The 24,637-nt window shown below is 72.3% G+C and carries 25 protein-coding genes; 20 read left to right on the forward strand and 5 right to left on the reverse strand.

The window, feature by feature from the left end:
- Positions 1 to 4: 4 nt before the first annotated feature.
- From ABH920_RS41335 to ABH920_RS41355, 5 genes are read right to left on the reverse strand one after another with little or no spacing between them, the layout of a single operon-like run.
- On the reverse strand, positions 5 to 1,024 hold the full coding sequence (locus tag ABH920_RS41335; protein WP_370354779.1) for a UDP-glucuronic acid decarboxylase family protein: 1,020 nt from the start codon (positions 1,022 to 1,024) through the stop codon (positions 5 to 7).
- Between the two features lie 2 nt (positions 1,025 to 1,026).
- Complete coding sequence (locus ABH920_RS41340) at positions 1,027 to 1,986, reverse strand: ATP-binding cassette domain-containing protein (protein WP_370354848.1); 960 nt, start codon at positions 1,984 to 1,986, stop codon at positions 1,027 to 1,029.
- Between the two features lie 18 nt (positions 1,987 to 2,004).
- Complete coding sequence (locus ABH920_RS41345; RefSeq protein ID WP_370354780.1) at positions 2,005 to 2,769, reverse strand: ABC transporter permease; 765 nt, start codon at positions 2,767 to 2,769, stop codon at positions 2,005 to 2,007.
- Positions 2,753 to 3,943 (reverse strand): glycosyltransferase, encoded by a 1,191-nt coding sequence (locus tag ABH920_RS41350; RefSeq protein WP_370354781.1) that lies wholly within the window; start codon positions 3,941 to 3,943, stop codon positions 2,753 to 2,755. The genes ABH920_RS41345 and ABH920_RS41350 overlap by 17 nt, the downstream gene beginning before the upstream one ends.
- Positions 3,940 to 5,091 carry a methyltransferase domain-containing protein gene (locus ABH920_RS41355; RefSeq protein ID WP_370354782.1) on the reverse strand — a complete coding sequence of 384 codons (1,152 nt, stop codon included), beginning with the start codon at positions 5,089 to 5,091 and terminating at the stop codon, positions 3,940 to 3,942. The genes ABH920_RS41350 and ABH920_RS41355 overlap by 4 nt, the downstream gene beginning before the upstream one ends.
- Positions 5,092 to 5,093: 2 nt before the next feature.
- On the opposite strand from ABH920_RS41355, the gene ABH920_RS41360 reads away from it, so the two are divergent.
- From ABH920_RS41360 to ABH920_RS41455, 20 genes are all read left to right on the forward strand, one after another.
- Positions 5,094 to 5,312 (forward strand): hypothetical protein, encoded by a 219-nt coding sequence (locus ABH920_RS41360; RefSeq protein WP_370354783.1) that lies wholly within the window; start codon positions 5,094 to 5,096, stop codon positions 5,310 to 5,312.
- 116 nt (positions 5,313 to 5,428) lie between these two features.
- Positions 5,429 to 6,817, forward strand: coding sequence for a class I adenylate-forming enzyme family protein (locus ABH920_RS41365; protein ID WP_370354784.1), 1,389 nt, complete (start codon positions 5,429 to 5,431; stop codon positions 6,815 to 6,817).
- A 41-nt stretch (positions 6,818 to 6,858) separates the two neighbouring features.
- Positions 6,859 to 7,128 carry an acyl carrier protein gene (locus ABH920_RS41370; protein WP_370354785.1) on the forward strand — a complete coding sequence of 90 codons (270 nt, stop codon included), beginning with the start codon at positions 6,859 to 6,861 and terminating at the stop codon, positions 7,126 to 7,128.
- Positions 7,129 to 7,182: 54 nt separating this feature from the next.
- Positions 7,183 to 7,383, forward strand: a complete 201-nt coding sequence (locus tag ABH920_RS41375; protein ID WP_370354849.1) for a hypothetical protein — start codon at positions 7,183 to 7,185, stop codon at positions 7,381 to 7,383.
- A 626-nt stretch (positions 7,384 to 8,009) separates the two neighbouring features.
- Entirely contained in the window at positions 8,010 to 9,059 is a 1,050-nt protein-coding gene (locus ABH920_RS41380; RefSeq protein WP_370354850.1) for a beta-ketoacyl synthase N-terminal-like domain-containing protein, read from the forward strand.
- Positions 9,060 to 9,160: 101 nt separating this feature from the next.
- A complete protein-coding gene (locus tag ABH920_RS41385) occupies positions 9,161 to 9,694 on the forward strand; it encodes a hypothetical protein (protein WP_370354851.1) in 534 nt (177 codons plus the stop codon).
- Entirely contained in the window at positions 9,691 to 10,950 is a 1,260-nt protein-coding gene (locus tag ABH920_RS41390; RefSeq protein ID WP_370354786.1) for a beta-ketoacyl synthase, read from the forward strand. Before ABH920_RS41385 ends, ABH920_RS41390 begins: the two co-directional genes overlap by 4 nt.
- 16 nt (positions 10,951 to 10,966) lie before the next feature.
- Positions 10,967 to 12,061, forward strand: coding sequence for a 4-hydroxyphenylpyruvate dioxygenase (gene hppD, locus ABH920_RS41395; RefSeq protein WP_370354787.1), 1,095 nt, complete (start codon positions 10,967 to 10,969; stop codon positions 12,059 to 12,061).
- The gene (locus tag ABH920_RS41400) at positions 12,058 to 12,975 is read left to right on the forward strand and encodes a phytanoyl-CoA dioxygenase family protein (RefSeq protein WP_370354788.1); all 918 of its coding nucleotides are present in this window, start codon (positions 12,058 to 12,060) and stop codon (positions 12,973 to 12,975) included. Before hppD ends, ABH920_RS41400 begins: the two co-directional genes overlap by 4 nt.
- A complete protein-coding gene (locus ABH920_RS41405; protein WP_370354789.1) occupies positions 12,975 to 13,799 on the forward strand; it encodes a DUF3050 domain-containing protein in 825 nt (274 codons plus the stop codon). The genes ABH920_RS41400 and ABH920_RS41405 overlap by 1 nt, the downstream gene beginning before the upstream one ends.
- A gap of 271 nt (positions 13,800 to 14,070) precedes the next feature.
- A complete protein-coding gene (locus ABH920_RS41410; protein WP_370354852.1) occupies positions 14,071 to 14,997 on the forward strand; it encodes a thiamine pyrophosphate-dependent dehydrogenase E1 component subunit alpha in 927 nt (308 codons plus the stop codon).
- Entirely contained in the window at positions 14,997 to 15,977 is a 981-nt protein-coding gene (locus ABH920_RS41415) for an alpha-ketoacid dehydrogenase subunit beta (RefSeq protein ID WP_370354790.1), read from the forward strand. Before ABH920_RS41410 ends, ABH920_RS41415 begins: the two co-directional genes overlap by 1 nt.
- A complete protein-coding gene (locus ABH920_RS41420; RefSeq protein WP_370354791.1) occupies positions 15,974 to 16,789 on the forward strand; it encodes an SDR family NAD(P)-dependent oxidoreductase in 816 nt (271 codons plus the stop codon). The genes ABH920_RS41415 and ABH920_RS41420 overlap by 4 nt, the downstream gene beginning before the upstream one ends.
- Positions 16,786 to 18,513 (forward strand): class I adenylate-forming enzyme family protein, encoded by a 1,728-nt coding sequence (locus tag ABH920_RS41425; protein ID WP_370354792.1) that lies wholly within the window; start codon positions 16,786 to 16,788, stop codon positions 18,511 to 18,513. Before ABH920_RS41420 ends, ABH920_RS41425 begins: the two co-directional genes overlap by 4 nt.
- Positions 18,510 to 19,445: a 3-oxoacyl-[acyl-carrier-protein] synthase III C-terminal domain-containing protein gene (locus ABH920_RS41430; protein ID WP_370354793.1), complete on the forward strand. Its 936-nt coding sequence runs from the start codon at positions 18,510 to 18,512 to the stop codon at positions 19,443 to 19,445. The genes ABH920_RS41425 and ABH920_RS41430 overlap by 4 nt, the downstream gene beginning before the upstream one ends.
- A 44-nt stretch (positions 19,446 to 19,489) precedes the next feature.
- Positions 19,490 to 19,801 (forward strand): phosphopantetheine-binding protein, encoded by a 312-nt coding sequence (locus ABH920_RS41435; protein ID WP_370354794.1) that lies wholly within the window; start codon positions 19,490 to 19,492, stop codon positions 19,799 to 19,801.
- 13 nt (positions 19,802 to 19,814) lie between these two features.
- Positions 19,815 to 21,899, forward strand: a complete 2,085-nt coding sequence (locus ABH920_RS41440; RefSeq protein ID WP_370354795.1) for an alpha-hydroxy acid oxidase — start codon at positions 19,815 to 19,817, stop codon at positions 21,897 to 21,899.
- Between the two features lie 3 nt (positions 21,900 to 21,902).
- Complete coding sequence (locus tag ABH920_RS41445) at positions 21,903 to 23,183, forward strand: PLP-dependent aminotransferase family protein (protein ID WP_370354796.1); 1,281 nt, start codon at positions 21,903 to 21,905, stop codon at positions 23,181 to 23,183.
- A complete protein-coding gene (locus tag ABH920_RS41450) occupies positions 23,180 to 23,905 on the forward strand; it encodes a 4'-phosphopantetheinyl transferase superfamily protein (protein WP_370354797.1) in 726 nt (241 codons plus the stop codon). Before ABH920_RS41445 ends, ABH920_RS41450 begins: the two co-directional genes overlap by 4 nt.
- Complete coding sequence (locus tag ABH920_RS41455) at positions 23,893 to 24,633, forward strand: SGNH/GDSL hydrolase family protein (RefSeq protein WP_370354798.1); 741 nt, start codon at positions 23,893 to 23,895, stop codon at positions 24,631 to 24,633. The genes ABH920_RS41450 and ABH920_RS41455 overlap by 13 nt, the downstream gene beginning before the upstream one ends.
- The last annotated feature ends 4 nt before the right edge of the window (positions 24,634 to 24,637 follow it).

Raw genomic sequence — 24,637 nt, forward strand, 5'->3', positions numbered from 1 at the left:
GAGGTCACCGCCCGCGCTCGGACGGAGCGCCGTCCCGTCCCGCGAGCCGCGCGGCGAACCAGTCGATGGTCGCGGTCAGCCCCTTGTCCAGGTCCACCACCGGCGCCCAGCCCAGCGCCGAGACCGCCAGCGTGATGTCCGGCCGCCGCAGGTCCGGGTCGTCGCCCGGCCGGGGCACGAACACCGTCGGCGCGCCCGATCCGCACAGCTCCCGCACCCGGTCGGCCAGTTCCAGGATGGTCAGCTCGGCCGGGTTGCCGATGTTGACCGGCCCGGGGAGCCCGGCGCGCGCCGCGGCCAGGATCCCGGCGACGGTGTCGTCGACGAAGCACAGCGACCTGGTCTGCGTGCCGTCCCCGGCGACCGTGATCTCCCGTCCGGCCAGGGCCTGGCTGACGAACGTCGGCACCGCGCGGCCGTCCAGCGGCCGCATGCGCGGCCCGTAGGTGTTGAACAGCCGCACGATCGTCGTGTCGAACCCCAGATGCGTGCGGTGCGTCGCGGTCAGCGCCTCGGCGAACCGCTTCGCCTCGTCGTACTGGCTGCGCGGCCCGATCGGGTTGACGTTGCCCCAGTACGACTCGACCTGCGGGTGCACCAGCGGGTCGCCGTAGACCTCGGACGTGGACGCCAGCAGGAACCGCGCACCCTTGCGGCCGGCCAGCTCCAGCGCGTGCAGCGTGCCGTGCGAGCCGGCCTTCAGCGTGGCCAGCGGATGGCGCGCGTAGTCGTGCGGCGAGGCCGGGGAGGCGAGGTGGAAGACCGCGTCCACCGGGCCCTCGACGTCGAAGGGCGCTGTGACGTCGTGCTCGATCAGCTCGAACCCGGGGTCGCCGGCGAGGTGCGCGACGTTGTCCGGCGAGCCGGTGAGGAAGTTGTCGACGCACACCACGGCCGCGCCGGAGTCGCGCAGCCGGTCGCACAGGTGGGAGCCGACGAAGCCGGCTCCGCCGGTCACCACGGCGCGGTGGATCTCCCGTGCCGTGCCCTCGGTCCGGTGCTCCCCGGCCTGGGTCTCGCCCACGGTCACGACTCCCGCAGCGAGCGGCCGGTCTTGGTCAGGAACACGTCGTCCAGCGTCGGCCGGTGCACCTCGATCGTGGCGGTGGCGATCCCGGCGTCCTCCAGCGTCCGCATCACCAGCGGCACCGCGGTCTCGCCGGCCTCGACCGCCAGCCGCAGCCGGCCGCCGTCGCGGACCTCGACCCCGGTCAGGTAGTCCTGGCCGGTCAGCACCTCGGAGGCCTTCTCGGCGAAGTCCTCGCCGACGCCGACCGTGACGATGTCGCCGGAGATCTCACGCTTGAGCGCGTCGGGTGTGCCCTCGGCCACGATGGTGCCGCCGTCGATGATCGCGACGCGGTCGCAGAGCTGGTCGGCCTCTTCCAGGTAGTGCGTGGTGAGGAAGACCGTCATGCCCTCCGAGCGCAGGCGCCGCACCTCGTCCCACATGTGCGCGCGGCTCTGCGGGTCCAGTCCGCTGGTCGGCTCGTCGAGGAAGACGATCTTCGGCTCGTGGATGATGCCCATCGCGATGTCCACGCGCCGGCGCTGGCCGCCGGAGTAGGTCTTGCACTGCCGGTCGGCGTACTCGGTGAGGTCGAACGCGGCCAGCGCGGTGACCGCCCGGCGCTGCGCCTCGGCCTTGCTGATGCCGTGCATGCGGGCCTGCAGGACCAGCTCCTCGCGCGCCGTGGCGTCGTCGTAGGTGGCGCCGCCCTGCGAGATGTAGCCGATGGCCTCGCGCACCCGGGCCTGCTGGGTGCGCAGGTCCGCGCCGGCGATCGTGGCCTCGCCGGCGTCCGGGACGATCAGCGTGGCCAGCATCCGCAGCGTGGTGGTCTTCCCGGCGCCGTTCGGGCCGAGGAAGCCGAAGATCTCGCCCTCGGCGACGTCCAGGTCGACCCCGACCACCGCGTCCACCTTGGTGGTCTTGCGCTTGGAGCGGGTCTCGAAGCTCTTGGCCAGACCCTTGATCTCGATGATGCCCATCTTCTTCTCCCCTTACCGGACCGACTTGGCGAACTTGCGGCCCGACCAGGCGATGACGATGACCGCGAGCGCGCCGAGCATGGCGAAGCTCTTCCACACCGCCGAGTGGTCCGGGTTGCCGGTGAACAGCTCGCGCATCCCGGTGACGGCCCAGTTGAACGGGTTGCCGTTGGCGGTGTCGCGCAGCCACAGCGGCGCCAGCGCGATCGGCAGCAGCGTGCCGGACAGCAGCATCAGCGGCTGGGCCACGTTGTTGATCAGCTGACCGAGCACCGCCGGCTTCTTGATCTTCATCGCTATGCCGTAGGAGAACGACGCGCTGGTCAGGTTGATCAGGGCCAGGATGGCGTAGCCGATCAGCAGGTTCGGGATCCCGACGGTCAGGCCGAACAGCAACGAGAGCACGATGATGATGGCCGCCTGGACCACCAGCACCACCACGTCGCGGAAGGCCCGGCCCAGCAGCAGCGCCAGCCGGCTCACCGGGGTCACCCGGGCCCGCTCGACGATGCCCGCGGCCAGCTCCTGCAGCAGGTCGAAGCCCGCGTACAGGCCGCCGGCCAGCGCCAGGGCGACCAGCATGCCCGGGACGTAGATGCGGTAGGCCTCGGCCTGGGAGTGCGCGCCCATCGTGGCCAGCGCCGGCTTGAGCAGCGGCGCGAACAGCAGCAGGTACACCACCGGCTGGGCCACGCCGAGCACCACCCACATCGGCGAGCGCAGCATCAACTGGAGATTGCGTTGGAAGATCAGCCAGGTGTCACGCAGGATTTTCAAGGGAATCCCTCTCTTTCTCGCCGAAGGGCGTGTCGGACAACGCCGCCAGCTGCTCGGCGGCCGCGGCGGCGCCGCCGGCCGCGGCGAACGAGTCGCGGACGGCCTTCGCCGACGCGCGGATGGACGGGTCTTCGAGCACTGCCGTGATCGCGGTGCGCAACGCCTCGGGCCGGACCCGGCCGAAGCTGACGCGCACCCCCGCCCCGGCCGCCGCGACCTGCGCGGCGTTGATCGGCTGGTCGCCCTTGATCGGCGCGACGACCAGCGGGACGCCGTGGGCCAGGGATTCGCAGACCGTGTTCAGGCCGCCGTGGGACACCACCGCGTCCAGCTTCGGCATCAGCTCCAGGACCGGGACGCGCGCGCGGACCAGGACGTGGTCCGGCGGGTCGGCGATGCTCTCCGGCGGCGCGGTCACGATGGCCTGGACGCGCTCGCCCAGCGGCCGGACGGCTTCCACGGCCCGCTCGTAGAAGTTCTGCGACGTCCCGAACGTCAGCGTGCCCATCGAGATCAGGACGTGCTTCTTCGCCGGATCGAGCCAGTCGTGCGGGAAGTCCTGGTCGGCGGGCCGCTCGGCGAGCGCCGGACCGACCAGGGCCGCGTTGTTTGGCCAGGACAGCGGACCGGTCAGCGCCGCGCCGGTGAAGGCGATCAGCAGATGCGGGGAGAAGCGCAGGTCGTGCGGCGGCTTGCCGGGCAGGCCCGCGCCGGTCCACAGGGCCGCCAGGTGGCCGTGGATCCAGGCCTCGACCTTCGGCAGCGCGCGGTAGGGCCGGGTCAGCTCCATCGTGGTGGGCGCCAGCGACGCCCAGGGGAGGCCGTACCGGTGGGCGACCAGCGCACCGGCGACGGCGTGCTGGTCCACCGCGACCACGTCCGGCTGGAAGGCTCGGACGGCCTTGTCGACGCCCTTCAGCGACACCTTGCAGTGCGGGACGATGTACTCCTCCCACCGCGTCTTCGCCGCCGCCATCCCGCGGTCGGCCTGGCGGCGGTGCGGACGCAGCGGGATCTGCTGGATCGCCGCGTCCGGGCCGACCAGGGGCCGCAGATACGACTCCGAGCCGGCCCACGCCACGTCGTGCCCTTGCGCGGTCAGCGTTTTCGCGACCGCCGCCATCGGGTTCACGTGGCCGGTCAGCGGGAGGCTGACGAACAGGAACCGGCTCATGCGCCGTCGGCCTGCGCGGCGTTTGAGCTGACGAAGGCGGCGAGGTCGCCGACGGTGAACGCGATGATCTCGTCGACATCGAGCCCTGCGACGTGCGTAGCCAGGTCGACGGTCGCGCCGTAGCGGGCTTGCAGCGCCTCGCTCAGGGCCGTCAGCTCTATGCTCTCCAGCTCCAGGTCGCCGTCCAGCGTCGTGGCGGGGGTCACGGTCGTGCGCCAGGCGTCGTCCTCGTCGAGCACCACGCCGAGCAGCTCGACGACCTCGCCGTAGGTCTCAGCGTTCTGTGTCACCGGCTTGACCGCGCGGATCGCGCCGTACGTCATGACGCCGGTGTCGAAGCCCTTCTTCATCAACGGCCCGGCGTAGAAGAACCCGAGGACGTCGGCGCCGCGCTCGCGGGCCAGCGAGACCATCGTCGCGCGGCCGTGCTCGGGCTTCTTGATGAGCGCGAACTCCGGGTCCCAGGAGTTGGCCACGGCGCGGCTCCAGTCGACCGAGGCGACCTCGGTGAAGCCGGCCGCGGAGGCCATGCGCTCGTGCTCCTCCAGCGAGGAGAAGCTCGGCATCACCTGGTGCTTGAGGATCTGGTCGACCAGGTCCTGTTCGTCTTCTGCCAAGGCTCCGTCGCGCACCGACCAGGTGGCGATCGCCAGCCGGCCGCCGGGGCGCAGCAGGCGCATCGCCTCGGCGAAGAACGCCTCGCGGTCCGCGATGTGCATCAGGCTCTCGACGGCCCACAGGACGTCGAAGGACGCGTCGGGGAAGCCGGTGCTCAGGGCGTCCAGCTGGTGGAACTCCGCACGCTCGGCCAGGCCCGCTTCCGCGGCCTTCTCGCCGGCGCGGGCGGCCTGCTGCGCGCTGAGCGTCACCCCGACGACCGAGCAGCGCAGCGCGCCGGCCAGGTACAGCGCCGGGCCGCCGATGCCGCAGCCGACGTCCAGGACGCGGGCCTCGGCCGGCACGCCGGCGTAGGAGACGAGTTCGTGCACCAGGCGGTCGGTGGCGGTGTGCCGGTCCGCGCCGTCCGCGTCCGGGCGCTCGCCCTCGTCCCAGAAGCCGTGGTGGACGTGCTCGCCCCACAGTTCCTCGTACAGATCGAGGGTCGTGTCGTAGTACCGCTCGACCGCCGTGTTCATGTCAGCGTTCACCGATGCTCCATTTGCAGGCGGGAAAAGAAGGCGAGGAGATTGCCGGCACGGGCAAGAAAATGCACGAACTCTACTTGTGTACGACCGGCGATGACGCTAGCCCGCTGGCCGCCGCACGGTCAACGGTGAAAATTTGCACGGCGCAATGGCTTTATTCCAGGGCTCTGACCTGCGAACTTTACTCGAACATGGGCGAACGCTTGACGTTGAGGTCCACTTGAGCCAAAGCTTGCGCCGTCGCCGAACGGTTGTGGCAGGTCCGTGCCGCAGTCTTCCGGATGGTTTCTTTTTCCCCTTTTTCGAGATTTTCAATTCGGCGTGGGCGGAGGTGTCGGTGATGGCTGCGGGAATCGACATTCCCACGGACCCGGAATGGGTCGACGAGGTGTTGTTGGCCGGCCGGGACGACCAGGTGTGCCTGGTGCTCGGCGCGCCGGTCGACCGCTCGACCCTGCGAGCCCTGGTGGCCTCGCGGCAGGAGCAGCTGACCGCCGCGGGCCTGCGGGCCGGCGGATCGGTGGCGCTGTGCCTGCCGCCGTCGCTGACGTTCATCACGAACCTGTTGGCCGCCTGGCGGATCGGCGCCCGCGCCGCGCTGCTGGACCACCGGCTGACCGCGTTCGAGGTGGAGCAGGCGGTCACCCGGCTCGCGCCGCAGTTCGTGGTGGGCGTGGAGAAGTCCAGCGGCGGTGCGCTGCGGGCGTTCCAGGAGGTGCAGGAGAAGATCGTCGCGCACCCCGGAGGTCAGCCCTCTGACACCTCGCACGCGCTGGTGCAGCTGAGCTCGGGATCGACCGGGCCGTCGAAGTCGATCGGCCGGACCGCGTCCGACCTGATCGCCGAGATCGACCGGTACACCGCGATCGGCGACGGCGTGCCGCAGCCCGGCGAGCGGATCGTCTCGCTGGCGTCGATGGTGCACGTGCTCGGGCTGGTCGGCGGGCTGCTGTACGGCCTGCACGCCGGCGTGCAGCTGGTGCTGCCGGGGCGGATGACCGCCGACGCCATCCTGGAGGCCGTCGGCGCCGGGCCGGAGCCGACGACGCTGCTGGGCGTGCCGTTCCACATCGAGCTGCTGGCCGCCGTCGCCGAACCGCCGCGGCTGCCGCAGCTGACCGGCATGACCACCGGCGGCGAACTGGTGCGGGCGCAGGTGCACGACGCGTTCGCCGACCGGTACGGGATCCGGCTCGGGAACATGTACGGGATGACAGAGCTCGGCGTCATCGCGACCGACCTGTTCGGGACGCACCGCCCCGCCATCATGCCCGCGCCCGGCATCGAGATCCGCGACACCGACGGCGAGCTCCACATCGCGATGGAGAACTCGCCGTACGTCGGCCTCGTGGATCCCACCCGCTGGTCCGACGGCTGGCTGCACACCAAGGACGCCGGCACCGTCGACCCCGACACCGGCCTGGTGCGGGTCCGCGGCCGCCGCGACTCGCAGGTCTCGATCGGCGGCCTGAAGGTCGACCTCAGCGAGGTCGAGCACACCCTGGCCGGCCTGCCCGGCGTCGAAGCCGCGGTGGTGGTGTACGGCAAGGCGATCGAGGCCTACGTGGTCCTGGCGCCGGCGGCCCGACTGGAGGACGTCCAGGCCGGCCTGTCCGAACGCGTCGCGGCCTACAAGCGGCCGCGAGCCTGGCACGTCGTCGACCAGCTGCCGCGCACTGCGACGGGAAAGCTCGTCCGCGACCAGAGCGTGCTCTCCAACGCGCGCTGAGCTCTTCTGAGCATCCCCAACCGGAAGGAACCGAGAAGCCCATGACGTCGCACGACGAGATCAAGAAGTTCGCCTTCGAAGCCCTCGGCGAGATGAACTACGACACCGCCGACTTCGACGGCGACACCCAGCTCGGCCCGGCCGGCGTGGACCTGGAATCGCTGGCCCTGGCCGAACTCGGCGTCCGCGTCGAGGAGCGCTTCGGCCTCCGCTTCAGCGACGACGAACTCGACGAGCTGGCGTCGCTGACCATCGACGAGTTCTGCGCCGCCGTCGAGACCCGCCTGGCGACCCCCGCCACCTCGGCCTGACCCGTGACGGACGCTGAGCCCACGGTGACAGAGCACCGCGACGAGGTGGTGGCCATGCTGGCGACCTACGGCGAGCGCACCCCCGACGAAGTCCCCGAAACCGTGGACTCGCTGGAACTGGCATGGCTGATCCACCAGGTCGAGCAGCGCTACGGCCGCCCCTTCGACGCCGACGACGACGCCCTGGCGCGCATGACGACGGTCGGCGCGGTGGTGGAGGTGCTCGGGGAGCTGGGCTTCGGGGGCCCGGGGTGAGTGGCGTGGCGCGCGCCGCGAGCGCGGGCGGCGCGGCTGGCGTGGCCGAGGCGCGCGCGGGCGGCAGGCTTGCCGCGGCCGGCGCGGCGCGGGCTGCGGGCGGCGCCGCTGGCGCGGGCGAGACGCGCGCGGGCAGCAGGCTTGCTGCGGCTGGTGCGGCGCGGGCTGGAGCTGAGCGCGGTGCGCGGGCGGCTGTCCGTGCGATGCACGCGACTGGCGAGCTGGCGGCGGCGGGCACGGCGCGGACTGCGAGCGACGCGGCTCGCGGCGGCGAGGTGCGCGCGGGCGGCAGGCTTGCCGCAGCTGGCGCGGCGCGGGCTGGAGCTGAGCGCGGTGCGCGGGCTGCTGTCCGTGCGATGCACGCGGTTGGCGAGGCGCGCGCGGTCGCTGAGCCGCAGGTCGGCAGCGAGCTGATAGCGAGGCCGGCTGGCGCTGACTGCGACACGCGAGCAGCTGCTGGCGAGGTGCGTTCCAGCGCCGAACCAGCCGAGGTGCGCGCGGTCGCCGAGCTCGTTCTGGCGCGGGTCGGCGTTGCGGCGGGGGCTTCGGGGACTGAGCTCGGCGAGTTGCCTGCTGCCGCTGCTCCCCGAGCGCGCCGTGGGTCGACCGAGGTCGTCGTCACCGGGATGTCCGTCTTCAGTGCGTTCGGCTCGGGTGTCGAGCCTCTGCTGCGTGCCGCGGTCGAGGGTGCCTCTGGCTTCGTGCCGGTCGAGCGGTTCGATGTGGGTGCTCGGCGGGCGAAGGTCGCGGCGGTGGCGCCGGGGTCGCCGGAGCTTGTGCGGGAGCTGATTCGGGCTGTCGATGATGCCTGCGATGGTGCCGGGCTCGGGCGTGCGGCTCGCGCCGGGTGCCAGCTCTACCTCGCCATCCATGGTCAGCCTGATGGTGGCGCGGATGCCTTCGCCGCCGGCATCGCCGCCGCGTGCGGCTTCGGCGGTGCCCGGGCCTACACCTCCGCGTGCGTCGCGGCCAGTACTGCGGTCGCTGATGCCGCCGCACAGATTGCGCGCGGTCGGGCCGAGCGGGTCGTCGTCGCGGCGGGGTATCTCGTCGACGCCGATCAGTACGCGCTCTTCGACGCCGGCCGTGCCCTCGCGCTCGACGGTCGCGTGCGTCCGTTCAGCGCGGGTCGCAGTGGCCTGCTGCTCGGCGACGCGGTCGGCGCGCTCGTGCTGGAGGCCGCCGGTGACGCCGCGCCCCTGGCGCGCCTCGCCGGGTGGGGGCGCAGCGGTGACGCCTACCACGTCATCAAGCCCCGCCCCGACGGCCTCGGCCTGGCCCGGGCCATCACCGACGCGCTCCAGCGCGGCGGCGTCGCGGCCGCGGACGTCGGCTACGTCAACGCGCACGGCTCCGGCACCAAGCAGAGCGACGTCGCCGAATCCGCCGCCCTGCGCGTGGCCCTCGGCGGCGCGGCCGCCGCCAAAGTCCCCGTGAGCTCGACCAAGTCCATCCACGGCCAGGCGCTCGAAGCCGGCGCGCTGCTGGAGCTCATCCTCACCATCGCCGCGCTCGGCGCCGGGCGGCTTCCGCTCAATGCCGGCTACCTCGGCCCCGACGACGACTGCCCGCTGGCCCTGGTGCTGGAACCGGCCGTCGCAGACCTCGAATACGCGCTCACGCTCAACGTCGCGTTCGGCGGCGCCAACACCGCCCTGCTGGTCGGTGCGCCGTGAGCCACACCACAGAAGCCTTCGCGTTCGTTCCCGAGCAGAAGGGCCCCGCCGGGGCGCCGCAGAACCTGCCGACCGATCTGACTGCCGCGTATGGCCGCGCCATCACCGCGACCACTCCGCGCCAGGCAGCCGCCGCCGGGCTCGTCATCCAGGCCGAGGCGCACTGGCCGGAATCAGTGCACGACCACACGCCGCCCTCGCTGCCCGGCTTCATCGTCTCCAGCTTCAGCCCGATCGCCGCCGAGACGGCCGCGCGGTGCCTCAGCCGCCGCCCGGCGACCGAAGGCATCACCACAGGCATCGCCGCGAGCAACACCGCCGTCCTCATCACCACCGCCCGAGGCGACCGGGAAAGCGCCGCGCACGTCGCGCGCACCGTCGCCGACGCCGGCCTGCTCGGCCCCCTGCTGTTCTTCCAGTCGGTCCCGAACGCCGTCGCCGGCCACATCGCCGCCCGCTGGCACCTGACCGGCCCCGTGGTCTGCCTCGCCGACCCGGCCTCGGCGCTCGAAACCGCCGCGCTGCTCATCGAGGACGGCGACGCCGACGAGGTCCTCCTGGTCCGCATCGAGCAAGGCGATCACGACCAAGCCCACGCAGTCCTCCTCCGAGCAGCCCCAGGAGAGCGCCCATGACCCGCCCCGAAGTGGTCGTCACCGGCATGGGCATGGTCACCCCGGTCGGTACCACCGCCGCCGAAGTCCACGCCGCCATGGGCGAGGGCCGCTCGGGCCTGCGCCGCCCGCCCGAGGGCCACCAGGTCGGCACCGCCCTGGAGGTCGGAGCCTTCGCGCCGCCGATCGACCCGGCCAGCGTCCTGCCCGCCACCGAGGCGCGCGTCGTCGACCGCTATATCGTCATGGCGCTGAAAGCCGCCGCCGACGCCCTGGCCGACGCCGACTTCGAAGTCGGCCGTGACGCCGACCCCTACCGCGTCGCCGTGATCCTGTCCGGCACCGGCGGCCTGGCCACGCTCGAAGCCCAGGTGGTCCTGCGCACGCAGAAGGGCCGCGTCGGCGTCAGCCCCTATCTGCTGCCCGGCATGCTCCCCAACATGGGCGCCGCGCGCATCGCCATCAAGTACGGCATCCGCGGCTACGTCTCTTCCAGCGGCACCGCCTGCGCGGCCGGCGGCCAGGCGATCGGCGAGGCGATGCGCCTGCTGCGCGCCGACGAGGCGGACGTCGTCCTCGCCGGATGCAGCGAGGCCCCGCTCTTCCCGACGCTGGCCGACACCTTCGGCAACGCCCGCGCCCTGGCGCGCGGCTGGGCCGAGGACCCCGAGGGCGCCAGCCGCCCCTTCGACCGCCGCCGCAACGGCCTGGTCCTCGGCGAGGGCGCTGGCGTGTTCGTCCTGGAGCGCAAGGATTTCGCCGACGCCCGCGGCGCCGCGGCCCACGCCGACGTCCTCGGCTGGGGCGTCACCAACGACGCCCACCACCCGACCACCCCGCGGCCGGACGGCGAAGGCGCCAGGGAGTGCATGAAACGCGCCCTGCGCGACGCCCGCCTGGAACCACGGGACATCGGCTACCTGAACGCGCACGGCACCAGCACCAAGCTCGGCGACCTCGCCGAGGCGCTGGCGATCAGCACCACGTTCGGTGCCGACGCCCCGCCGGTCAGCTCGACCAAGGCCGTGACCGGCCACATGCTCGGCGCCTCCGGGGTGGTCGAGTCCGCGGTGTCGATCCGGGCCCTGCAGACGGGTCTGCTGCCCCCCACCCACAACCTCGACGACCCCGATCCCGACTGCGATCTCGACCACCTCCGCAAGATTCCGCGGCCGGTGCAGGTCGAGCACGTCATGTCCAACTCGTTCGGGTTCGGAGGCCACAACGTCAGCGTCGTGTACGGCCGCCCCAGCACGCAGCGGTCCCGTACGGCATAGCGGAAGGCGATAGGGAATGGACATCCTCGGCATCGATCATGTCGAGTTCTACGTGGGAGACGCGCGACAAGCCGCGTTCTTCCTCTGCACGGCGTTCGGTTTCCACGTCGCCGGGCACGGCGGGCCGGAGACCGAGCTGCCCCGCCAGCGCAGCCTGCTGCTGGCGCACGGCGACAGCCGGGTCCTGCTGACCTCCGCCCTGGCCGCCGGGCACCCGGCCGACGGCTACGTCTCCCGGCACGGCGACGGCGTCGGCGTCATCGCCTTCGGCACCGGCGACGCGACCGGCGCCTACGAGGAAGCGGTGGCCGCCGGCGCGACCTCCGTCGAGGCGCCCCGCACCTACCAGGCCGGCGGCGAGTCCGTGACCACCGCGAGCGTCGGCGGCTTCGGCGACGTCGTGCACCGCTTCGTCGAACGGCACGGCGCCGCGTTCTGGCCCGGCGCGATCGAGGCCCAGCCGGCCCCGCCGCGCACCGAGCCCGAGCTGGTCCGCGCCATCGACCACGCCGCGGTGCTGGTCCCGGCCGGGGAGCTGGAGCCGACCATCGAGTTCTACCAGCGGGTCTTCGGCTTCAAGCTGATCTTCGAGGAGTACATCGAGGTCGGCGCCCAGGGGATGTACTCCCAGGTGGTCCAGAGCCCGTCCGGCGGCGCGACGTTCACCATCATCCAGCCCGACATGAGCCGGCAGAGCGGCCAGATCGACGACTTCCTGGCCTGGCACGGCGGCGCCGGCGTGCAGCACCTGGCACTGAGCACCGACGACATCGTGGCCACGGTCCAGAGCTTCGCCGCCAACGGAGCGGGCTTCGCCGAGACCCCCGGCACGTACTACGACGTGCTTAACGAGCGCCTCGGCGAGATCGACCTGCCGGTGGACCGGCTGCGTCCGCTGGGCATCCTGGTCGACCGCGACCACTGGGGCCAGATGTACCAGATCTTCGCCAAGTCGATGCACATCCGCCGGACCTTCTTCTGGGAGCTCATCGAGCGGCACGGCGCCAAGACCTTCGGCACCAGCAACATCCCCGCACTGTATGCGGCCAAGGAACGGGAGCTCGCCGGTGTGCGGGATTCCCTGGAAATAGGAGCGGCGGGACAACCATGACAGCGGAATCTGTTCAGAAGCAGTTCGTCCTGACCGACGACGAGGCGGCGCTCCTGCCGACCGACGCGCAGGTCCAGGCGTACCAGGAGCGCGGCTGGTTCCTCAGCGCCAAGCTCTTCACCGACGACGAGGTCGACGCGCTGGTCGAGGCCACGGACCGCTACTACGACGGCGAGCGCAGCCGCGAGCTGCCGGTCCGCCCCGCCAAGCTGGCCGCCTGGCAGCCGTCCGACGGACCGGTGCAGCGGCACAACGACTACGTGCACTACGAGAGCGACGCGATCGCCAAGATCCTGTGCAAGCCGCTGATCGGCGCGGTCGCCGCCCGGCTGGCACGGGCCGACGAGATCCGCGTCTTCCAGTCCACGCTGATCTACAAGCCGCCGATCGCCGGCGAGCCGAGCAACGTCGTGCCCTGGCACTTCGACCGCCACTACTGGGCCTCGTGCACCTCCGAGAGCATGCTCACGGCGTTCATCCCGTTCCACGACTGCGGCCCGGAGATGGGCACCATCACCATGGTCGACGGCAGCCACCGCTGGACCGAGATCGGCCGCGAGGACTCGATGGTCCGGCACTTCGCCGAGCGCGACAAGGCCGACCTGGAGCGGGTCCTGGCCGAGAACGCCGCGTACAACGGCGCCGAGATCCGCAAGATCCCGATGGACATCCCCAAGGGCCACATGAGTTTCCACCACTGCCGGACCTATCACGGCAGCGGCCCGAACCTGAGCTCGCGGCCCCGCCGCGCGATCTCGTTCCACCTGCAGGACGGCGCGAACCAGAACCAGCGGTTCGCGCTCGGCGACGGCACCTTCGCCGCCTACAACCACGACGTCCTGGTCCGCCGGCTCGCCGACGGCCGTCCCGACTACGCAGACCCCGACTACTGCCCCGTGCTCTGGAGGAACTGATGGCTGCCACCCGTTACGACTGGGGCCAGCGGCACCCCGGTATCGACCGCCTCGAAACGGAAATCACGCCGGCCCGCAACGAGGTCGTCGGCCACGCGCTCTACGCGCGGCTGCGCGACACCGAAGCGATCCGCACCTTCCTGGAGCACCACGTCTTCGCGGTCTGGGACTTCATGTCCCTGCTCAAGTCGCTCCAGCGCAACCTGACCTGCGTGGCGGTTCCGTGGGTGCCGACCGGCCCGACCGGCAGCCGCCGGCTGATCAACGACATCGTGCTGGTCGAGGAGAGCGACGAGCTGCGCGGCGGCTTCATCAGCCACTTCGAGCTCTACGTCGCCGGGATGGCCGAGGCCGGCGCCGACACCTCGACCATCGAGGCGTTCATCGCCCTGCTGCGCTCCGGCGCGACGGTCGAGGCGGCGCTCGCCGAGGCCGAGGTCCCGGCCCCGGCGGCCGCGTTCGTGGCGCTCACCTGGGACATCGTCGTCTCGGCGCCGGTCCACTGCCAGGCCGCGGCCTTCGCCTTCGGCCGCGAGGACCTGATCCCGGACATGTTCCAGCAGGTGGTCACGGTCAACGAGACCGTCGGCGGGCTGGACACCTTCGTGGACTACCTGGCGCGCCACATCGAGGTCGACGGCGAGGAGCACACGCCGATGGCCATGCAGATGCTGGCCGACCTGTGCGGCGACGACGACACCAAGTGGGCGGAGTGCGCCGCCACGGTCAAGCGCGCGCTGGCCGCCCGCGCCAAGCTGTGGGACGGGATCCTGCTGGCCATCGGAGAGCGCGAGACGACGCTGGTCGGAAGCAGCGATGGCTGACCTGGCAGCGGCCGGTTCGACTCCGGTCGACCCGGCCGCGCCCTCTGCGGCTTCGCAGGGCCCGGCGGCGCCCGACGCGGCGCTGCCGGGCCCGGCGAAGCCCGACTCCGGCGCGCCGAGCTCGGCCGCGGTCGGTTCGCCGAGCTCTGATACGGCGCCCGGCTCGGTCTCGGCGGTCTCGGCGACGTCGGCCACCTCGGCAGACCGTGCGCCGGAACCGGCCGGCCCGGCGAAGCCCGACTCCGCCGCGCTCTACCGCACCGTCCGCCTCATCCGCCGCTTCGAGGAGCGCGCCATCGAGCTGGTCCACGCCGGCCACATCTTCGGCGGCATCCACCCCTACATCGGCCAGGAGGCCGTCGCCGCCGGCACCTGCGCCGCGCTGCGCGCGGACGACCTCATCACCAGCACCCACCGCGGCCACGGGCACGTGCTGGCCAAGGGTGCGGACCCGGCGCGGATGATGGCCGAGATCGCCGGCCGCTCCACCGGCCTGAACGCCGGCCGTGGCGGCTCGATGCACGCCGCCGACTTCGGCATCGGCATCCTCGGCGCGAACGCCATCGTCGGCGCCGCTGCGCCGATCGCCACCGGCGCCGCGTGGGCGGCCCGGTGTGCCGGTTCGGACCGTGTGGTCGTGACCTACTTCGGCGACGGCGCGGTCAGCCAGGGCGTGGTGCTGGAGACGTTCAACATGGCCGCGCTGTGGCGCGCGCCGGTGGTCTTCGTGTGCGAGAACAACGGCTTCGCGACCACGACCCGCACCGCCGACGCCGTCGCCGGCTCGATCACCGGCCGGGCCGAGGCCTTCGGTATCCCCGCCGAGCGGGTGGACGGCAGGGACGCCGAGGAGGTGTTCGCCGCGACTTCCCGGGCCGTCGCGCGGGCCCGGCGCGAAGAGGGTCCGACGCTGTTGGAGTGCGTCACCTACCGCTTCGACGCGCACCACACCTGGGAGCACGCCGCGCGACCCCGCTACCGCACTGCGGAGGAAGTGCAGCTCGGCAGCTCCATCGACCCGCTGGACATCCAGGGCGCGCGCATCGACCCCGACCTGCGCGCGCGGATCGACGCGGACATCGAGGCGCTGCTCGAAGAAGCTGTGCGCTTCGCCCTGGAGAGTCCGCACCCTGATCCGGCCACGGCGCTGGACCACCTCTACGCCGACGGCACCACTGCCCGGGCCGGAGCGATCTGATGACGATCCTGTCCTATCTCAAGGCCCTGAACCGCGCGATCTCCGACGAGATGGCGCGCGACGAGGCGGTGTGCGTGTTCGGCGAGGACGTCCGCGTCGCCGTCACGAACGTCACCGCCGGCCTGGTCAAGCGGTTCGGCGACGGACGCGTGCTGGACATGCCGATCTCCGAGCAGGCCTTCACCGGCATCGCGACCGGCGCGGCGATGGCCGGGCGCCGTCCGGTGATCGAGTACCAGATTCCGGCGCTGCTGTTCATCGCGTTCGAGCAGATCGTCAACCAGGCCCACAAGTTCTCGCTGATGACCGGCGGGCAGACGCACGTGCCGGTGACGTACCTGATCCCCAGCTCCGGCTCCCGGGACGGCTGGGCGGGTCAGCACTCTGATCATCCCTACAGCCTGTTCGCGCACGTCGGGGTGAAGACCGTGGTCCCGGCCACCCCGGCCGACGCCTACGGCCTGCTGGTCACCGCGATCCGCGACGACGACCCGGTGGTGGTGTTCGCCCCGGCCGGCGCGATGGGACGGCGCCAGGACGTGGACCTCGCGCAGCTCGCGCCGGTCCCGCTGGGCCTCGGCCGGATCCACCGCCCGGGCACGGACGTGACGGTCGTGGCGGTCGGGCACCTCGTGCACACCGCGCTGGAGGTCGCCGAGGAGCTGGCCGACACCATCGACGTCGAGGTCTTCGACCCGCGCAGCCTGCACCCGTTCGACTGGCAGGGCCTGGCCGAGTCGCTGGAGCGCACCGGACGCCTGGTGGTCATCGACGACAGCAACCGGTCCTGCGGGATCGGCGGCGAGATCCTGGCCACCGCCGCCGAACAGATGCGGCTGGTCGCCCCGCCGAAGCGGATCACCCGGCCGGACGGCGCGGTGCTGCCGTTCGCCGAGGGACTGGACCGTGCGCTGCAGCCGTCGCGGGAGCAGTTGCGCCACGCGATCCAGGCTGTGGCGAAGACAGGGAGTGCGCGATGAGCGAAACAGAAACATCCGAAGCCCCGGTCGCGCTGGTCACCGGGGCCGGCAACGGCATCGGCGCCGCGCTGTGCGCCAAACTCGCCGCCGCCGGCCACCGCGTGGTCGTCGTCGACATCGACCCCGAAGCCACGGCGAAGTCCGCCGAATCCTGCGGCGGCGCCGTGTTCCCGGCCGACGTCTCCGACCTGGATCAGAACCGTGCGATGGTTGCGCACGCCATCGAGCGCTTCGGCCGCCTGGACATCGCGGTCCTCAACGCCGGCGTCAGCTCCGACCAGCCTCCGGACCTCCCGCTGGACGTCGAGCGCTACCGCCGCGTGCTCGGCGTGAACGTCGACGGCCTGGCGTTCGGGATCGATGCGACCGTCCCCGAACTCGCGCGGCACGCCGGCCGGATCCTGGTCACCGCCTCGCTCGCGGGCCTCGGCCCGGACCAGGCGAACCCCTTGTACGCGCTGACGAAGAGCGCCGCGATCGGCTACGTCCGCGCCATCGCGGACTCCCTGGAGCAGCGCGACATCCGTATCAATGCCCTGTGTCCCGGCTTCACCGACACCGCGATCCTGGGCATCACCCGCCGCCTGATCCGCAAGCAGGGCTTCCCGCTGCTGAGCCCCGACGACGTCGCCGACGCCGCGCTGACCGTCCTGGCCGAGCCCGGCACCGGGCAGGCCTGGACCGTGGTCGCCGGCCGCGCCCCGCAGCCCTTCGCCTTCCCGCCGCTGCCCACCACCCTCATGCCCGACGGCTCGCAAGCCCGGTTCCGGCCGCTTTTCAGCCGGTCCGCCAAGAAGGAGGACACGCCATGACCGCCCCCGGCATCCGGGCCGCGCTCGCCGCCGACCCCGGCCTCGGCGCCGGCAACGTGCTGCACAAGCTGATCGAGCACGGCGCGCCGCTGGACGGCCCCGGCATGACGTTCGACACCGCCGTCGACGACCACCCCGCCGGGCACGCCCTGACCCTGGGCGAGCTGCGGGACGCGGTCGCGGCGCGCGCCGCCTGGCTCAGCGCACAGGGCGTCGGCCCGCGCGACCCGGTGGCCGTATACGTCACCACCGCCGCCGACTGCTTCCTGCACTTCATGGCCCTGAACTGGCTCGGCGCCATCCCCGCGCTGATGAACCCCAATCTGCCGGGCGACGTGGCCGCCGAGTACATCCGCCGTCTGCGGGCCGTCGGGCTGCTCACAGACGCGGAGCACCGGCGGCTGCTCGCCCGGTCGGACCGCGGTCTGGAACTGGGGTTCCGGATCGACGCGGTCTACGACGTGACGCAGACCCCGGCCGGCGACCCGGCCGCCGCACCCGCGCCGTACCGGCACGCCGACGACGACCCGATCGCGATCACCCACTCCTCGGGCACCACCCGGATGCCGGCCGCGGTGACGCAGACCCACGGGAACCTGTTCGTCGGCACGCGGCTGCAGCGGCTGCGCAAGCCCAAGGCCCGCGGCACCGACCGGATTCTCAGCGTCCTGCCGGCGCCGCACGCCGCCGGGATCATGGCCATCAACCACGCGCTGTGCAATCGCAGTGATCTGCTGTACCTGTCCCGGCCGGACGACGGCGCGGCGGTGGTGGACGCGATCGAGCGCTGGCGCCCGACCGGCGTCTTCGGCTTCGCGGTGACCTGGGCCGAGCTGGCGCGCATCGACCTGGCCTCGCGCGCGGTGGACTCGGTGTCGCTCTGGTACAACACCGGCGACTGCGCGCACGAGCCGCACATCCGGCACCTGGTCGCCGTCGGCTCGCACGAGACGGTCACGCGGGAGGGCGTGCAGCGGGTGCCCGGATCGATGTTCGTGGACGGCCTGGGCTCCAGCGAGATGGGCCACTCGGCGTTCCACATCACCCACACCCCGGACACCGAGCGCTACGGCCGCTGCGTCGGCCAGACCCACGACTTCGTGGAGATCAAGCTGCTCGACCCGCAGACCGGCGACGAGGTCCCGGTCGGCGAGGTGGGACTGTGCGGGATGAAGTCGGCGTCGCTGTCGCCGGGCTACTGGAACGACTCGCTGAACACCTACCGCAACCGGCGCAACGGCTACTACCTCACCGGCGACCTGCTCTACCGCGACGAGGAGGGCTACTTCTACCACGTGGACCGCATGGTCGACGCGGTCGACCTCGGCGGCGGGCGGTGGCTGTACACGGCGATGTCGGAGGAGCGGATCCTCAAGGACTGCCCGGACATCCTGGACTGCACGGTCGTGGCGGTGCCCACCGACGACGGCGTGGTGACCGACGTGCTGCTCACGCTGCATCCGTGGGCCGATCCGGACGCCGACTGGGAGCCGGCGGTGCGCGGTTCGCTCAGCGCGGCGGCCGGGGCGACCCTTCGCAGGGTCCTGGTGATCGGCGAGGACCAGCTGGTCGTCGGGCCGACCGGCAAGGTTCGCAAGTTCCTGATGCGCCAGCGGCACGCCGCCGCGGCCGCGGCAGCCGCGACCCCGGTCGCAGCCGCGGCTGCGAACTCGGCCGCAACCCAGGTCGCAACTCCGGTCGCGCAGGAAAGCGGGGCACTGTGACCGCACTGACCGCGATCGGCACCTACCTGCCGGACGAGCGCGTGCCGATCGAGGACCTGGCCGAGCGGTTCGGGCTGACCGCCATGCAGACCAAGGTGTTCCGGCGCTATCACAAGCTCGGCGAGGTCAGCCGGGACGCCGGCGGCACGCTGACCGATCTGCTGCGCGGCGCCCTGGACGACCTCGACGGCCTGGCCGGCAACGAGCACCGGGTCCGCTACGTCATCCACGCGCGCACGTTCCCGACGGTCACGCCGTACCCGCTGAACCCGCTGCGCGAGCTGTGCCGGGAACGCGGGATGGACCACGCCGAGACCTTCGCAGTCGGGCACCACGCCTGTGCCTCCGGCCTGCTGGCGATCGACGTCGCGGGCCGCTTGCTGGCCGCCGACGCGGCCGCGCACCCGGACGCGCTGGCGCTGATCCTGGCCGGGGAGAAGGCGTTCACCGGCGAGGCGCAGATGGTGCCGGAGACCTCGTTCTTCGGCGAGGGCGCCTCGGCGTGCCTGGTCAGCGCTTCCGGGGAGCACGACCGCCTGCTCTCCTACAGCGCCGACCTGCGCGGCGAGTTCGACGGCGACTCGATGGAGCAGGCCCTGGAGTTCCAGCGGGTGTACTCCGACTCGCTCGGCGAGGCGATCCTGGCCGCCGTCGAGGGTGCCGGGCTGACGATCGCGGAGATCGCGCTGGTGCTGCCGCACAACGTCAACGTCGTGGCGTGGCAGCGGGTCTGCAAGCGGATCGGCTTCCCGCTGGCGAAGGTCGTGCTGGACAACGTCGCCACCGACGGCCACGTGTTCTGCGCCGACGCCTTCCTGAACTACCGCACCGCCAGCCGCCGCGGCCTGCTGCATCCGGGGGAGCGCTACGTCGTCGCGGCGGCCGGCGCCGGCCGGGGCGCGACGTTCTCGGCCATGGTTTTCGAACACTGAGACTGCGACTGCCGGGCACATCAGCCCTTTGGGAAAGGACCGTCATGACGGAGCAGAGTCTGGATCTGCACATCGGCGCCATCGCGGAAGCCGATCCGGTCTTCCGCGCCCGGATCGTGGACACCGTCTGCGGTCTGCTGCCCGACGTCCTCAAGCGGGAGGTCGAGGGCGCCGGGGAGAACACCACCCTGATGGAGGACCTCGGCATGAGCTCCACCGGGGCGCTGGAGATCGTGCTGCTGTTGGAGGAGAACCTGGAGGTCGAGATCAGCGTCGAGGATCTGGGCCGCGAGCACTTCGAAACCGTCGGAACGCTGGCGGATTATGTCGCCGGCAACGTGATCCCCGAAGACTGAGGTGTGAGCAGGAATGCACACAACCGTTCCACGCGGAGCCGGCAGCCGCGCCGAGCCGGTCGACCGGTGGGGGATCCGCCGCGCGGTGCGGCTGGCGTTCCCGGGGCCGTCGAGCCTGGCCCAGGACCAGGCGCACACGGCCCGTCTCGACGTCTACCTGACCGATCTGCTGCAACCGCACGGCCTGGCGCTGAACCCCGGGGCGCTGGCCCCGCGCGGGCAGTCCTACGGGGAGATGGCCGAGGCGCTGATCGAGCTGGCGGTGCCCGCGGGGGAGGGCGTGGACCTGCTGGTGATGGCGTATGCGATCCCTGACATCACGCCGGGCCGGGCCACCACCACTTACCTGAGCCACGTCTGCCCCGGCCGGCCGATGGCCTTCGCGGTCAGCGACGAGGGCACCGCGGCCGGGTTCACCGGACTGCGGCTGATCCGCGAGTACGCGCGCAGCGGCGACTACCGGCGGGCGCTGCTCGTGGTGGTCGAACAGGCGTGGCTCGCCTACGACCCCGGCGTGCCGGCCGCGATGCCGTCCGGCCACAGCGGGGTCGCGCTGCTGTTCGGGGACGGCGGCGAGGACGGTGTCGACGAGCTGGTCGGCGAGGCCGGCGTGCCGGTGTCGGTATCGGTGTCCGGCCTGGCCGGCGGGTCGAGCGCGTCGGAGCCGGTGGCGATGCTCGGACCGGTCCGGGTGCGGGCCGGCGCGCGCGAGGGATCTCCGGGTGCTGAGATCGAAGAGCTCGGCGAGGCGCGCACGGTGATCCTCGGCGCGGTGCTCAAGGCCGAGGCCGACGCGCTCGCCGGGCACGCCGACGTGGTGCTGGCCTCGCCGGGCCGTCCCTACACCGGGGTCTGGTGGGAACTGGTCGCGGCGCTGGAGGCCGAGCCGGGGGAGCGTCGCATCGTGCTCGCCGACTCCGATCCCGATCTCGGGTTCCTGTGTACGGCGGCGATCGACGTCCGAGGGCGGCGGAGCGGTGCGGGTCCCGAAACCACGGATCCTTTGCTGTGCTTCACCGACTACCTCCAGGCTGCGAAGTCCCGGGTCTCGCCCGAAATCTGGGACTTCATCGACGGCGGCGCCGATTCCGAGCGGACCGTCACGGCCAACCGGGACGCCTTCACCCGCGTCGATCTGCGGCCGCGAGCCCTGGTCGACACAGAGGTCTGCGACACCCGGACCGCGATCCTCGGCTCGACGGTCGGCACGCCGCTGGCCATCGCGCCCACGGCCTACCACCGGCTGGTGCATCCCGACGGCGAGGTTGCGACGGCTCAGGGTGCCGGGGCGGCCGACGCGCTGTACGTGGTGAGCATTTTCGCCAGCCGCACGTTGGAGGACATCGCGCACTCCGCCTCCGGCCCGCTGTGGCTCCAGCTGTACTGGCTGCGCCAGCGGGAAGCGCTGGTCGGACTGATCGACCGCGCCGCCACGGCCGGCTACCGCGCCCTGGTGCTGACCGTCGACATCCCGCGGATGGGGCGGCGGCTGCGCGACATGCGCAACGGCTTCGCCGTCGGCCCCGACTGCGCGGCGGTGAACCTCGACGCGGCGCTGATGGCCTCGGCGCACCTGCGGGGCGCGGGGACGTCGGCGCTGGCCGTGCACACCGCGCAGGCCATCGACCCGTCGGTGACGTGGGCCGATCTGGCCTGGCTGCGGGAGCGCAGCGAGCTGCCGATCGTGCTCAAGGGGATCCTCACCGCCGAGGACGCCCGGCTCGCGGTCTCGCACGGCGCGGACGCGATCATCGTCTCCAACCACGGCGGACGCCAGCTGGACGGCGCGGTGCCGAGCCTGGTGGCGCTGCCGGAGGTGGTCGGGGCGGTGGCCGGGGCGTGCCCGGTGATGTTCGACGGCGGGGTGCGCAGCGGCGGCGACGCCTTCGCCGCGCTGGCGCTCGGCGCGGCCGCGGTGTTCCTGGGACGTCCGGTGCTGTGGGGGCTGGCGGTCGGCGGCGCGGCCGGGGTCGCAGGGCTCCTGGACCTGGCGACCGGGGAGTTGGCGCACACGATGGCGCTGACCGGTCGGCCGTCGCTGGAGGTCATCGACCGCAGCGCGGTGCGGTTCGGATTCGACGCGCGGACGGAGCTGTAGAGCATGCAGTGGCGGCGTGAAGAGCTGCACGTGGCGGTGCGGGACCCGGCCGCGGCCTCGATGAACTTCCTCAACGAGGTCGCGGCCCGGTTCCCGGACGCCGTGTCGCTGGCGGCCGGGCGGCCGTACGACGGGTTCTACGTGGCCGACGACATCGAGCGGTATCTGCAGGTTTACCGCGACCATCTGGCGAGCACCGGGCTGTCCGGCTCGGCGATCGACCGGACGCTGCTGCAGTACGGCCGGACCAACGGCGTGATCGGGGACCTGATCGCCCGGACGCTGGCCGTCGACGAGGGGATCGACGTGCCGGCCGAGGCGGTGATGGTCACCGCCGGGTGTCAGGAGGCGATGATCATCGCGCTGCGCGGGCTGTGCGCCGGGCCCGAGGACGTGGTGCTCGCCGTCGAGCCCTGCTACGTGGGCTTCACCGGGGCCGCGCGGATCCTCGGGATCGAGGTCGTCCCGGTGCCGGAGGCGGCCGACGGCCTGGACCCCGACGCGGTGCTGCGCGTGGCGCGCGACGTGCGGGAGTCGGGACGGCGGCCGCGCGGGCTGTACGTGGTGCCGAACTTCGCCAACCCCTCGGGCGTGTCGATGCCGGTGGCGGTGCGCCGGCGGCTGCTGGAGGTGGCCGCCGAGGCGGAGCTGCTGATCGTGGAGGACGATCCCTACGGCCTGTTCGGGCTCGACGACGAACCCCGGCCGACGCTGAAGTCGCTGGACCGCGAGCAGTCGGTGATGTACCTGGGGTCGTTCGCGAAGTCGGTCTTCCCCGGCGCGCGCGTGGGATTCCTGGTCGCCGACCAGGTGGTGGAGGACGGTTCTGGTCGCCGCTCGCTGCTCGCCGAGGAGCTGTCGACGGTCAAGAGCATGCTGACGGTGAACACCGCGCCGATCGCCCAGGCGGTGGTCGGCGGCGTGCTGGTGGAGTCGGAGTACAGCCTGCGGTCGGCGAACCGGGCCAAGACGGAGTTCTACCGCCGCAACATGCGGGCCCTGCTCGCGGCTCTGGAGCTGGAGTTCGAGGGTGACCCGCGGATGACGTGGAACACCCCGAGCGGCGGCTTCTTCGCGGTGCTGAACGTGCCCTTCGCGGCGGACGAGGCGCTGGTGGAGGTCTCGGCGCGGGACTACGGCGTGTTGTGGACGCCGATGGGGTTCTTCTACGCGGGCGGCGGGGGCGAGCGGGCGATCCGGTTGTCGTGCAGTGCGCTGGAGCCGCCTCGGATCGAGGAGGGCGTGCGGCGGTTGGGGAAGCTTGTGCGGGATCGGGTGCTGTGATCGGGGTGGGGGGCGGGCCGGTAGCCGGGCCGGTAGCCGGGGTCGACCCGGCGGCCGGGTTTGCCGTGAGCGGCGAGGTGGCCTCGGCGTGGCTGGTCGGCGACGTCCCCTCATCAGCGGCGGCGGAGCTGCTGGCCACCCTCGACGCCGAGGAGCGCCGCCGGGCGGTCCGCTTCTCGACAGCCGAGGCGCGCCGCCGGTTCGTGATCGCGCACGGCGCCACTCGGCGGATCGTCGGCGAATGCCTCGGCGCGCCGCCCGCCGAGCTCCAGTGGCGGGTCGGTCCGCAGGGCAAGCCGGAGCTGGTCGGGCCGTGGACCGGGATCCATGCCAACCTCTCGCACTCCGGCGGCCGGTGCCTGATCGCCGTCTGTCGCGAGCGCGCGGTCGGTGCCGACATCCAGCGGCTCGTTCCCGGTCTGGATGTGCTCGGCATGGCGCGACGGTACTTTCCGGCGTCTGAGGCGCGGGACGTCGCCGATGCCGCCGATCCCGCCGACGCGTTCGCGCGGCTGTGGGCCCGCAAGGAGGCCGTCACCAAGGCCGCCGGCGGGCGTCTCACGCAGGTCCTGCCGCTGCTGACGCCGCCGGGCGGGACCGTCGAGCTCGCTTCGGCGGCGTATCGGGTGGCGGACGTCGAGGTGCCGGCCGGCTTCCGGGCCGCTGTCGCGCTGGCCGGCGCCGATGAGTTCCGGGTCGAGGTGAACGAGTGGCTGCCGTGACGGTTCTCACCGAGGCCGCTGATCCGTACTGCCTGCGTGTCGGCGAGGCCGGGGCGCTGCTCGCAGGGCATCCGTGGCGGCGTTTCGCAGTGCTCGGCGACAGCATCGCCGAGGGCGTCGCGGACACGGTGCCCGGCTATAGCACGATGCCGTACGCCGACCGGGTCGCCGCCGAGCTCGCGAGCGCCCGGCCCGGGCTCGCCTACCTGAACCTGGGACAGCGCGGCCTGCGGGCGCACGAGGTGCGCGAGGGGCAGGTGGAACCGGCGCTGGCGTTCGCCCCGGATCTGGCGCTGGTCGCCTGTGGCGCCAACGACGCGCTACGTCCCGGCTATGAAGCGCGTGCGGACGCAGTGGACGGAGAGCTGGCGGAGATTATCAGGGCTCTGCAAGAGTGTGGAGCGATGGTCATCACGGTCTCGATATTCGTGCGCCCGGCTTACCCGAGCCTGCCTTCCTGGCTGCGCCCGACCGGTACCGAGCGCATGGCCGCGCTCGGCGCCCGCACGAACGCCGTCGCGGCCGCCGCCGGCACCCTCCACATCGACCTCGCCGGCCACCCGATCGCCACCGCCATGGACTCCACCAGCGCCGACGGCCTGCACGGCAACGCGCGGGCGCAGACCGTCGCCGCGACCGAGACGATCCGTGCGCTCGGGAGGTTCCTCCGTCCGCCGCATCCACCTATCCGTCAGCCAGACCACGTGGACGGCGTGAGCGCCCACTAGCCCG

Source organism: Catenulispora sp. EB89 (assembly GCF_041261445.1).
GTDB lineage: Bacteria > Actinomycetota > Actinomycetes > Streptomycetales > Catenulisporaceae > Catenulispora.